The organism is Nonomuraea sp. 10N515B (assembly GCF_052245915.1).
In the GTDB taxonomy this organism is placed as follows: Bacteria; Actinomycetota; Actinomycetes; order Streptosporangiales; family Streptosporangiaceae; genus Nonomuraea.
This window is the reverse complement of record NZ_JBQQBQ010000020.1, coordinates 1-11,212: the sequence shown is the minus strand read 5'-3', so window position 1 is coordinate 11,212 and position 11,212 is coordinate 1. Positions and strand designations below refer to the sequence as shown.

At 71.0% G+C, this 11,212-nt stretch carries 10 protein-coding genes; 6 read left to right on the top strand and 4 right to left on the bottom strand.

All coding sequences use genetic code 11. The annotated features are described in order from the left end of the window. Nucleotides 1-11 precede the first annotated feature (11 nt). The 3 genes from ACTWQA_RS27975 to ACTWQA_RS27965 all read left to right on the top strand — a co-directional run bounded on the left by ACTWQA_RS27975 (nucleotide 12) and on the right by ACTWQA_RS27965 (nucleotide 4,839). The gene (locus ACTWQA_RS27975) at nucleotides 12-1,841 is read left to right on the top strand and encodes a rhamnogalacturonan lyase family protein (protein ID WP_443162042.1); all 1,830 of its coding nucleotides are present in this window, start codon (nucleotides 12-14) and stop codon (nucleotides 1,839-1,841) included. 18 nt (nucleotides 1,842-1,859) lie between these two features. Beyond that, nucleotides 1,860-3,713, top strand: coding sequence for a DUF2264 domain-containing protein (locus ACTWQA_RS27970; RefSeq protein ID WP_443162041.1), 1,854 nt, complete (start codon nucleotides 1,860-1,862; stop codon nucleotides 3,711-3,713). A 118-nt stretch (nucleotides 3,714-3,831) separates the two neighbouring features. Beyond that, nucleotides 3,832-4,839, top strand: coding sequence for a hydroxyacid dehydrogenase (locus ACTWQA_RS27965; RefSeq protein WP_443162040.1), 1,008 nt, complete (start codon nucleotides 3,832-3,834; stop codon nucleotides 4,837-4,839). Nucleotides 4,840-5,005: 166 nt separating this feature from the next. Here ACTWQA_RS27965 and ACTWQA_RS27960 read toward each other — a convergent pair whose 3' ends face one another. Then, on the bottom strand, nucleotides 5,006-5,332 hold the full coding sequence (locus tag ACTWQA_RS27960; RefSeq protein WP_443162039.1) for an ArsR/SmtB family transcription factor: 327 nt from the start codon (nucleotides 5,330-5,332) through the stop codon (nucleotides 5,006-5,008). A gap of 104 nt (nucleotides 5,333-5,436) precedes the next feature. Here ACTWQA_RS27960 and ACTWQA_RS27955 point away from each other — a divergent pair, with 104 nt between their 5' ends. Next, on the top strand, nucleotides 5,437-6,435 hold the full coding sequence (locus ACTWQA_RS27955) for a zinc-dependent alcohol dehydrogenase family protein (RefSeq protein WP_443162161.1): 999 nt from the start codon (nucleotides 5,437-5,439) through the stop codon (nucleotides 6,433-6,435). Here the strand turns inward: ACTWQA_RS27955 and ACTWQA_RS27950 are convergent. Genes ACTWQA_RS27950 through ACTWQA_RS27940 form a run of 3 tightly spaced genes read right to left on the bottom strand, consistent with a single transcriptional unit; the run spans nucleotide 6,419 to nucleotide 9,489 of the window. After that, nucleotides 6,419-7,798: a HAMP domain-containing sensor histidine kinase gene (locus ACTWQA_RS27950; RefSeq protein WP_443162038.1), complete on the bottom strand. Its 1,380-nt coding sequence runs from the start codon at nucleotides 7,796-7,798 to the stop codon at nucleotides 6,419-6,421. The two genes, ACTWQA_RS27955 and ACTWQA_RS27950, sit on opposite strands and share 17 nt — an antisense overlap. Beyond that, nucleotides 7,795-8,496, bottom strand: a complete 702-nt coding sequence (locus ACTWQA_RS27945; protein ID WP_443162037.1) for a response regulator transcription factor — start codon at nucleotides 8,494-8,496, stop codon at nucleotides 7,795-7,797. The genes ACTWQA_RS27950 and ACTWQA_RS27945 overlap by 4 nt, the downstream gene beginning before the upstream one ends. Before the next feature lie 45 nt (nucleotides 8,497-8,541). After that, a complete protein-coding gene (locus ACTWQA_RS27940) occupies nucleotides 8,542-9,489 on the bottom strand; it encodes a metallophosphoesterase (RefSeq protein ID WP_443162036.1) in 948 nt (315 codons plus the stop codon). 127 nt (nucleotides 9,490-9,616) lie between these two features. On the opposite strand from ACTWQA_RS27940, the gene ACTWQA_RS27935 reads away from it, so the two are divergent. Both ACTWQA_RS27935 and ACTWQA_RS27930 read left to right on the top strand, forming a co-directional pair. Next, nucleotides 9,617-10,123 (top strand): SigE family RNA polymerase sigma factor, encoded by a 507-nt coding sequence (locus tag ACTWQA_RS27935; RefSeq protein ID WP_443162035.1) that lies wholly within the window; start codon nucleotides 9,617-9,619, stop codon nucleotides 10,121-10,123. Continuing rightward, nucleotides 10,120-11,212, top strand: a 1,093-nt coding sequence (locus ACTWQA_RS27930) for a hypothetical protein (protein WP_443162034.1), incomplete at its 3' end; no start/stop codon positions are given. The genes ACTWQA_RS27935 and ACTWQA_RS27930, both read left to right, overlap by 4 nt.

The following is an 11,212-nucleotide window of genomic DNA, read 5'->3' as shown; positions in this document are numbered from 1 at the left end:
AGGAGGAGAACATGCACGCCTTACGCAAAGCGGCTGTCATCGCCTCGGCGGTCCTGGCCGTCAGCACGGCACTGGTGGCCGGCTCCACGTCCACCGCGTCGGCCCTCGCCGGCCCGCGGGTGATGGAGAACCTCGGCCGCGGGGTCGTGGCCGTGCGCTCCGGCAGCACCAGTGTCTTGGTGACCTGGCGCCTGCTGGGGCTCGATCCGGACGGCATCGGCTTCAACGTCTACCGGTCCACCGCCGGCGGCTCGTACGTCAAGCTCAACTCCAGTGTCCTGACCGGCGGCACCAACTACGTCGACTCCACGGCGGACCTGACGCGCGCCAACAGCTACTACGTGCGGCCGGTGGCCGGCGGCGTGGAGCAGGCGCCGAGCAGGGCGTTCACGCTGACCGCCAACCACGCCACCGAGCCGGTGGTGCGCCTGCCGCTGCGGGCCGGCGGCCCGGTGAAGTTCGTCTGGGTCGGCGACCTCGACGGCGACGGCGAGTACGACTACGTGCTGGACCGGCAGACGTCCCCGCAGAAGATCGAGGCCTACCGGAACAACGGGCAGTTCCTCTGGCAGGTCGACATGGGACCGAACAGCACCAACCAGAACAACATCGAGGGCGGCTCGTCCACCATCGACGTGGGCCACAATGACGGCGTCACCGTCCACGACCTCAACAGCGACGGCCGCGCCGAGGTCGCGGTCCGCATCGCCAACGGCGTCACCTTCGGCAACGGCACCAGGTTCACCAACAGCGACAACAACCGGCAGTTCATCGCCATCCTCGACGGCGCGACGGGTGCGCCCCGGGCCACGGCTCCGGTGCCGACCGACTACCTGGCCGACGGCCCGATGTACGCGCGCTTCGGCGTCGGGTATCTCGACGGCGCCACGCCGAGCCTCGTCGCGTACATGAAGAACCGCATCGGCAGCGGCGACTTCAACCTCATGATGACCGCCTGGAGGTTCACCGGGACGGCGCTGACCCAGCAGTGGAAGTGGCTGCGCGGCAACCAGGACATGCCCGACGGGCACAACACCCGCATCATCGACGTCAACGGCGACGGGACGGACGAAGTCGCCGAAATCGGGTTCGTGCTCAACGGCAACGGCACCCTGCGCTACTCGCTGGCGCCCCAGGGCATCATCCACGGCGACCGTTTCCACATCGCGAAGATGGACCCGAACCGTCCCGGCCTGCAGGGGTACGGCGTGCAGCAGGTCAACCCCAGCGGCCTGCGCGAGTACTACTACGACGCCGCCAACGGCTCCATGATCTGGAAGCACGTCGAATCCGGCACCGCCGACGTGGGACGCGGCATGGCCGGCGACATCGACCCGCGTTTCCCCGGCATGGAGGTCTGGTCCTTCTCCGGCCTCTACAACGCCCCCAGCAACCGGCTCACCGAGCCGAACACGTCACGGCGGCCGTGGCCGCACCTGGGCCTGTGGTGGGACGGCGACGTCACCATGGAGCTGCTCAACGACGGCAAGATCGAGAAGTGGGACCCGAACAACCCCACCACGACCGGCAGCGTGCCCCGGCTGGTCAGCACCTGGAACTACGGCGCGGTCAACGCGAGCGGCCCGAACCCCGCGTTCGTCGGCGACATTCTCGGCGACTGGCGCGAGGAGGTCGTGTACACCAACGCGGCCTACAACGAGCTGATCATCTTCACCACGAACCAGCCGTCGAGCACCAGGTTGTACACGCTGGCGCACAACCCCGCCTACCGCAACGCCATGACCCTCAAGGGGTACATGCAGTCCCATCACGTCGACTACTTCCTCGGGGCGGGCATGACGAAGCCGCCCCGGCCGAACATCACCTACGCAGGAAGCTAAGCTCCTTTGTCTATGTCGATGCGCCTCCCAACGCCCGATGACCGACGGTCCCGCTACACCGGCTGGACCCGGGCGCATTGGGAGGCCATGGCCGACCACCTGCTGTCGTCCGTGGTGCCGTATGCCACGGACGACTTCGCCCAGTTCCGCCTGCCCGGCAGGACGAGCCGGTCGGGGCCGGTCAGCGACGGTCTGGAGGGCTTCGCCCGCACGTTCCTGCTCGCCGCCTTCAGGATCGCCGGCGCGGGCGGGGACGTGCCGCCCGCGCTGCTGGAGCGGTACGCGAGCGGCCTTGCCGCCGGGACCGATCCGGCGCACCCGTACGCGTGGCCGGCACTGACGGACATGTCGCAGCAGCTCGTCGAGGCGGCCTCGGTGGCGCTGGCGTTGCAGGAGACCCGGCCGTGGATCTTCGACCGGCTCTCGCCCGCCCAGCAGGAGCGGGTGGTGGCGTGGCTGGCCGGGTTCGTGGGGCGGCGCACGCCGGACAACAACTGGGTGCTGTTCCGGGTGGTCGTCGAGCAGTTCCTGGCCGAGGTGGGCGGGCCGCACGAGCCCGGCGAGATCATCGGCGGGCTGGAGCGGATCGAGGAGTGGTACGTCGGCGACGGCTGGTACTCCGACGGCACGGGCAAGAACTACGACTACTACTGCGGCTGGGCGATGCACCTGTATCCGTCGTTGTGGGCACGGATGGCCGGCGACACCGCCAGGCAGGAGCTCTACGCGGCACGGCTGCACCGCTTCCTCGGCCACTACCAGCACCTCTTCGCCGCCGACGGCGGCCCGGTGCACCAGGGGCGCTCCCTGACCTACCGGTTCGCGACGGTGGCGCCGCTGTGGCTGGGCGCGCTGACCGGCGCCTCGCCGCTTCCGCCCGGCCGGACCCGGCGCATCGCCAGCGGCGTGCTGCGCCACTTCGCCGAGCGGGGCGTGCCGGACGAGCGCGGGCTGCTCACCCTCGGCTGGTACGAGCCGTTCCTGCCGGTCACGCAGGACTACTCGGGTCCGGCGTCGCCGTACTGGGCGAGCAAGGCATTCCTCGGCCTGCTGCTCCCGCCCGGGCACCCGGCCTGGACGGACCCGGAGGAGGCCGCCCCGGTCGACCTCGCCGACCAGACGGTGGCCATGACCGCGCCCGGCTGGCTGCTGCACGCCACCCGCGCGGACGGCGTCGTGCGGCTGGTCAACCACGGCAGCGACCGGGATCGCGTCCAGGACCCGAACGGGCCGCCCGACCCGCACTACCTCAAGTTCGCCTACACCAGCCACACGGGACCCGAGGTGGGGGAGAAGGCGTCCGGCGTGGACAACCACCTGGCCGTCATCGCACCCGACGGGACCGCCTCACGCAGGCGGCACATTGAACCCCTGGCCGTGTCGGATCGGTTCGCCGCCTCCGCCTACCAGGACGGCGCGGTCCGGGTGGTGACGGCGTCGGTCGTCGACGGCGCGGCGGAGATCAGGATTCACCAGGTCACGGCACCCGCCGGACATCAGGTGCGGGACGGCGGCCACGCCCTGGCCGCGGCGGTTCCCCTCGACCTGCGCGAAGGCGACGGCGTGGCGCTGGCCCGGCGGCCGGACGGGCTGAGCAGCGCCGTGCACGGCCTGCACGGTTACACGGGCGCGGGCCTGGTGACGGCCGAAGGCGCCAACGCCTTCGGCGCGCACTCGGCAACGCCGTACGTCATCGCCGACGCCCATCCCGGCGGCACCGCGGTCTACGTCAGCCTCGTGCGGCTCGCGGTCACGGAAGAGGAGCCGCCCGTGCCCGGCGTGCGGGTCGACGGCGCCCTGGTCGTCCTGACGCTGCCCGCCGGGGAGACGGTGACGGTGCGCCTGGGCGACGTCCCGGCGTGCGAACGGTGACGGTACGCCTGAGCGACGTCTCCGCGTCCGGACGTTGACGCGGGCCCGCGGCCGCTCGTTGATCGACGCGCCCGTAGAGTGGTGAAACCGTTTACATCCACCGATAGGAGCTCACTCCGTGCCACGGCGACCCGTCGCGGTCTTCGCCATCGCCCCCTGGGCGCTCAGCGGCGTCTTCCCTCCTGACCTCGTCACCCGATTGAGGCAACTGGTCGACATCGACCCGGGGACGACGTTCACTTCGTTCGAAGGCGCCGAGGCGGCCTTGGCGGAGGCGGACATCCTGGTCACCGGATGGGGATGCCCCCGCGTCGATGCCGATGTGCTGGCGGCCGCGCCGCTGCTGCGCGCGATCGTGCACTCCGCCGGCACGGTCAAGGCCATCGTCGATCCCCTCGTGTTCGAGCGGGGTGTCGTCGTGTCCTCCGCCGCCGAGGCGAACGCCGTCCCGGTGGCCGACTACACCATGGCCATGCTCGTCCTCGGCGCCAAGCAGGCATTCAGCCGCGCCAGACGCTACGCGGCCGCCGTCGAGGGCACGCCCAGGGACTGGCTGGCGGGCGAAGGCACCGGGCTCCATGACTGCACGGTCGGGGTGATCGGCGCCTCCCGCATCGGCCGCCTCGTCCTGCGGCGGCTCCAGTCGTACGACGTCCAGGTCCTGCTCTACGACCCGTACGTGACCGCCGCCGAAGCGTCAGACCTCGGCGTCGAGCAGGTGAGCATGGACGACCTCTGCCGCCGCAGCGACCTCGTCACCGTGCACGCCCCCGCCCTGCCAGAGACCCGCCACATGCTCGACGGCCGGCGGCTGGACCTGCTGCCCGACGGCGCCGTCGTCGTCAACACCGCCCGCGGATCGCTCATCGACACCGAGGCGCTGACCCGCTCGTGCGCCGGCGGCCGGATCTCCGCCATCCTCGACGTGACCGACCCAGAACCGCTGCCGCCCGGGCACCCGCTCTTCTCCCTGCCGAACGTCATGATCACCCCGCACCTGGCCGGAGCTCAGGGCCGCGAGCTGCGGCGCCTCGGCGAGTTCGCCGTCGACGAGGTGGGCCGCTTCCTCAGCGGCGCGCCGCTGCTCGGGCGGGTGGAGCCGGAGCACCTCTCCTACACCGCCTGAACGCGTCAGGGGAAGGTGACGGTCACGTCGAGCCCGCCGGGGACGTCACGGAATTCACCGCCTGCATGCGCTCGCACGGGCTGCCCGACTTCCCCGAGGTCGCGCTCTCCTCGGACGGGCTGGTCAACCTGCACCTCAAGGGTGAGCGGGTCGACGAGCCGCGCCGTCACTCCCGTCCTGACAGGGCGCGGAGCAGTCCCGGGAAGGCTTCGTCGATCTCGTCGCGGCGCAGTGCGTTCATGCGGGAGGTGCCCACGTAGTACTGCCGGATGAGGCCGGCCTCACGCAGCACATTGAAGTGGTGGGTGGCCGTGGACTTGCTCACCGGCAGGTCGAAGGTGCCGCAGCGCATGTCCTGGCCGGCGGCGTAGAGCTCGCCGACGATCCGGCGGCGCACCGGGTCGACCAGGGCCTCGAGCACCTGCTGCAGAGTGATCGTCTGGATGTCCGGGTGGGGCGGGATGCGGTCCCGCCCTGCTTGCCGCGTTGCCACCTCGCCATCGTACGACACCCATCGAAGTACGATGACCATCGAAGTTTGACAGAGATCGTACTTTCCGCTTGAGTGAGGACCCGAGCGTGAAGGGGTGATGGGTGATGGTCAAAACGGTGCGGTTCCACGAGCTCGGCGGTCCGGACGTGCTGCGACTGGAGGACGTGGAGGTCGGCGAGCCCGGTCCCGGTGAGGTGGTGATCCGGGTGGACGCGATCGGGCTCAACCGGGCCGAAGTGTTGTTCCGCGGCGGCCACTACATCGAGCCGGTCAAGGAGTTCCCCGCCCGGCTCGGCACCGAGGCGGCCGGAGTGGTCGAGGCCGTCGGGGCGGACGTGGCGGGATTGGAGGCCGGGCAGCCGGTCAGCGTGGTGCCCGCGTTCTCGATGAACGACTACGGCGTCTACGCCGAGCGCGCGATCGTCCCCGCGGCCGCGGTGCTCCATCGCCCCGACGGGGTCGGCGCGGTCGAGGGTGCGGCGGTGTGGATGCCGTACGTGACGGCCTATGGGGCGCTGGTGGAGGTCGGCGGGATGCGGGTCGGCGACACGGTCGTGCTGACCGCGGCCTCCAGCAGCGTGGGACTGGCCGCGATCCAGGTCGCCAACCGTGTCGGCGCGGTGCCCATCGCCACCACCCGCACCAGGGCCAAGGCCGAACGGCTTCGCAAGGCGGGGGCGGCCGAGGTGATCGTCACCGGGGAGGAAGACGTCGCCGCCGGCGTGCTCGACCTGACCGCGGGACGAGGCGCCGAGTTCGTCTTCGACGCCATCGCGGGCCCCGGAGTGGTGGATCTGGCCAAAGTGGTCGCCCCTGGCGGCACGCTCATCGAATACGGTGCGCTGAGCGGTGAGGCGACCCCCCATCCGGGGTTCGCGCTCGGCATGCCCGCCCTGAACATGCGTACCTACACTGTCCACGAGACGACGACCGACCCGGAGCGGCTACGCCGGGCCGCGGCGTTCGTCTCCTCCGGCCTGCGGAGCGGCGCCTTCGAGCCCGTCGTGGACCGGGTCTTCGGCCTGGACGAGATCGTCGCAGCGCATCGTTATCTGGAGGCCGGCGACCAGGTGGGCAAGATCGTCGTCACGGTGAACCATTGATCGGCGGCGACAGACGGGACCCGTTCACCGTGAACCCGACCGCTGCCCCGCCGCCGGGCCGGGCTCTGGCGAAGACCGCGCCGCCGTGCGACTCGGCGACCTCGCGCACGATGGCCAGGCCCAGCCCGGACCCGGGCAGGCCGCGGGCGGTGCCGGCCCGGTAGAACCGGTCGAACACCCGTGCCGCGTCGTCGGCGGGGATGCCGGGCCCGCGGTCGGAGACGGTGATCGTGCCCTGGCAGATGTGGACCTCGATGGGCTCGGCGCCGTCGTCGAACTTGGCGGCGTTCTCCAGCAGGTTGCTGATCGCGCGTTCGAGTCGCTGGCGGCGACCGCGGACCACGGAGTCGTCGGCGTCGATCCGCACCGGCCGGCCGGCGCGCCTGCGCAGGCGCTGCGCGGCGCCGTGGGCGGCCGCGGCCAGGCTCACGGGCGCCTCGGCCTCGTTGTTGTACCGGGCGAGTGCGAGCTCGACGAGCTCGTCGACCAGGTGGCTGAGCTCACGCGCCTCGCCCTCGACGTCGTCGAGGAGCCGGCCGCGGGCGTCGGGGGAGAGCTCGGCGTAGCGGCGCAGCACACTGGTGTTGGTGCGCAGGCTGGTCAGCGGGGTCCGCAGCTCGTGGGCGGCGTCCTCCACCAGCCTGTCCTGGGCCTCGCGGGCGGCGGCGAGGCGGGCGAGCATCGTGTTGAACGCGGCCGAGAGCCGGCCGACCTCGTCGGAGCCGTCCACCGGCACCTTACGCTCCACGGGCCCGTGGACGCTGACCTCTTCGGCCACCTTGGCGAGCCGTACCAGGCGCCGGGTGATGCGCCCGGCGACCAGCCAGCCCAGGGCCGCGGCGACGAGCATGACCGCGAGGCTGAGCGCCGCGATCTCGTTGGCCACGCTGCCCAGCAGGCGGTAGGTGGGGTCGAAGTGGATCGCGACCTGCAGGGCTCCGCGGCCCCCGCCGAGAGCGGTGGTCAGCTGGCGATAGCAGTGCGAGTCGACGAAGACCTCGGCGGTGTGCGTGCCCCCGGGGGCGGCGGAGGCGGCAAGGGCGCGGGTGACGTCGGAGACCGGCAGCGTGATGGTCGCGCCGCCCAGATGCCGGGCCGTGCCGTCGCGGGCCACGGCCTGCGCGACCATCTCATACCTGTCGTCGTCGTCCCGGCTGGGTGGGGGGCGCATGGCCAGGCTGGCGGGGAGCTCCGGCGCCTGATCCTTGTCGTTGGCCAGGATGGCCGTGGTGTCCCGCAAGGAGCGGTCGATCTCCGCTGTGATGCGCTCGGAGGCGGCGCCGTAGCTGAGCACGCCGACCAGCGACGACACCACGGCGGCGACCACGGCGAAGGCGAGTGCGAATCGCGAGCGCAGGCTCATGGCCGCCGGACCACGTAGCCCACGCCGCGCACCGTCTGGATCACGTCGTGCCCGCCGGCTTCGGCCAGCTTCCGGCGCAGATAGCCGATGTAGACCGCCAGGTTCTTGGAGTCCGGGCCGAAGTCGTAGCCCCAGATCCGCTGGTAGATCGTCGAGTGGTCCAGCACGATCCCCGCGTTGTGCACCATGAGCTCCAGCAGGTCGAACTCGGTCTTCGTCAGCTGCAGCTCCGCGTCGGCCCACCAGGCCCGCCGTGCGGTGGGGTCGACGCGGAGGGACGCGAGCTCGAGCACGGCGTCGTCGTGGCCCGCCGCGTGCGCCGCCTGCGCCAGCGTGGCGCGGCGCAGCAGCGCCCGCAGGCGGGCGAGCAGCTCGTCGAGCTCGAAGGGTTTGGGCAGATAGTCGTCGGCGCCGGCGTCCAGGCCGGCGACCCGATCGGGGGTCTCGACCCGGGCGGTGAGCATCAACACCGGGGTACGGTCACCCTCGGCGCGCAGCACACGGCACACGGCCAGGCCGTCGACATGCGGCATCATTACATCGACCACCAGGGCATGGAAACTGTCCCGGCGGGCCCGGGTCAAGGCCTCCACCCCGTCGACCGCGGCGACGACGTCGTACCCTTCCAGCTCCAGCGCCCGCGCAAGGGACTCGCGGATGGCACGATCGTCGTCGGCGATGAGGACACGATTCGGCACCTCTAAATGGTGCCTTATGTCGCGTCTACTTCAACCCTCCCGATTTCAGGCCGGTACGGTCTGCGGCTCCCAGGAGAAGACGGCGGCCGACTTCGGGTCGGCGGTGACGCGCAGCCAGTTGACGGCGGTGTCGCCGTACGTCTCCAGGCGGGTCAGGTTGGGCACCCCGGCGTAGCCGGGCTCCACCTCGTAGACGTGCTCATCCCCGTGCGCGAGGACGACCGGCTTGCCGTAGGCCCGGGCCCGCTCCACGATGCGCGCCCTGATCTCGGCGAATCCGGGGGTGTTCAGGGGCTCGGCCTGCATCATCAGCAGCACGCCCGGCGCCTGCGTACGGCCGGCGACGGCGAAGGTGTTGTCGATCCAGTCCAGCGCGGCGGCCTTGCGCGCCTCGAACTCCGCCAGCCGCTCCGCGGGCCGGTCGCCGCCCGGCAGCTGGCTCCAGGGGGCCAGGTCGTTCTCACTGCCGACCACGTGCACCGTGGCGAAGACCACGCCGGATCGGGTGAAGAGCACGTTCTCCCGGTAGTCGCGGTGACGGGCGTCACGGGCCTGGGTGCGCACGCCCATCGGGTGGCCGCCGATGGTGCGTCCCGCGATGGGATAGAAGATGCGGCGGACCGCCTCCAACCGCTCGGTGGGGACGTAGCCGCCGGCGGCGGTGCGATGGCAGTCGGTCCACTCGTTGTCGCCGGGCGTCAGCACGAACGGGTCGTCGAACGTGCCGAACAGTCCGGCCAGCGTCGTGAAGCGGGCGTCGTCGCAGGTGGAGGAGCCGTTCTTGACGTCACCCGCGTGCAGGACGAAACGGACGTCCGGGTCGGCGTCGATGGAGTCGACGAGCTTGGGGAACACGGCCTGCTGGGCGTCGCCGTAGGGGGTGTCGCCGATCAGGGCGAATGTGACGGAGGATCCGGAGGAAGCCTGCGCCGTGACGGACGGCACGAGCACGGACGCGGTGATCAGGGCGGACAGAAGCAGAGATTTACGCATGCGCGAATCTCTAACAGCCACGGGAGGCTTGCCGATGAAGCCGAGCCGACGGGCCGGGAAACGGAGAGTCGCGGGTGCAACCTTTGGGCCAGTGGGTCGCGTTGGGAAGGGGCGAGAGGAGAGCACATTGGATCAACACGAGGGCTTCCGCGAGTTCGTGCTGGCCCGCCAGCAATCGCTGATGCGGACCGCGTACCTGCTCGTGGGAGACGCCCATCTCGCCGAGGACCTGCTGCAGAGCGTGCTGTCCAAGGTCGTCGGACAGTGGTCCAAGCTGTCCAGGAGCGGCAACCCCGAGGCGTACACGCGCAAGGCGCTGGTCAACCAGTACATCTCCTGGCGGCGCCGTCATCGCCCTGAGTTACCGAGCGCGCACCCGCCCGAGCGGAGCGCCTCCTATGACGAAGCCACGCTCGATCGGATCGTGCTGCGGCAGGCACTGGCCCGGCTGGGCCGCAAGCAGCGCGCCGTGATCGTGCTGCGCTTCTGGGAGGACCTCACCGAGGCGCAGACGGCCGACGTGCTCGGCTGCTCGATCGGCAACGTCAAGAGCCAGACCCATCGCGCGCTGGCCCGCCTGCGCGAGATCGCGCCCGAGCTGATGGATCTACACGTCGAGGAGGTGGCCCGATGACGAGGCTGCGCAACGCGCTGGAGGGTCTCGCGGCGGAGGCCCCGCTGGTGAGCCTGGCCGACGCGGCCATCGAGGGCCATCGGCGCAGGCGGCGCACCACTTTGGCGGTGGTCGCCGCCGCGACGGTCGTGGCGCTGGTGGTGACGACGGCGGGGGCCGTCATGGCCTGGCCGCGTACCGACCAGACGGCCACGCAGAAGCGGGTGGACACGGTGCCCGACCTGCCTGACGGCAAGGCGGGGCCGATCAGCCACGCGTTCCGGTCGCCCTGCGAGGTCGACGAGCTCACGCGCGAGGTCGACTGCAGCGCTGTGGAGTGGCGGATCACCACCCGGAGCGGCAAGACGTACCGGGTGCCGGACGCGCTCGTCTCGACCAGCGCCGGCCGGCGGGTGCCCCTCGCGATCAGCCGGGATGGGCGCATGCTCGCCTACTACGAACGCCGCGCGCAGACATTCGTCGTCCACAAGCTGGAGACCGGCAACAGGACGGTCTCCCCCGTCAAGGTGAAGGAGGACCGGATCGGCGTAGGCGCCATGCTCGCGGTCTCCGACGACGGCCGGTACGTGGTCTTCGACCCGCGCGAGGGAAGCAAGGAACCCGGCCTGCTGATGGACGTGGCCAACCCCAAGCCGGTGTCGATCCCCGGCAAGTACGAGGTGATCAGCATCAAGGACGGCGTCGTCGAGCTGGTCCGGTACGTCAAGACGGACCTGTGGCTGATGCCGGTCAAGGGCGGAGGCAGGCCGGTGCGCTTCGACGGGGTGTTCATCCACTTCAGCGAGCTGTCTCCGGACGGCCGCACGGTGGCCGCCGTCGAGTTCTCAGACGCCAACAAGGCGGGCTTCGGCAGGCTCACGCTGCTCGACGCCAAGACAGGGCGCACCCTGCGCAAGGTGACCGTCCGCGGCCTGCCGAAGAAGGGCGTCGTCGACGGCACCAGCCTCTGGCTGAGCCGCTCCGAGGTCCTGGTCAACGTTGGCGACAAGGGCCACATGTCCTCCTACGCGGTCGACGTCACCACCGGGCGGGCGAAGCACCTGGCCGTATACCCCACCGCGCGCTGGTCGGACCTCGTCCTGCCCGGAG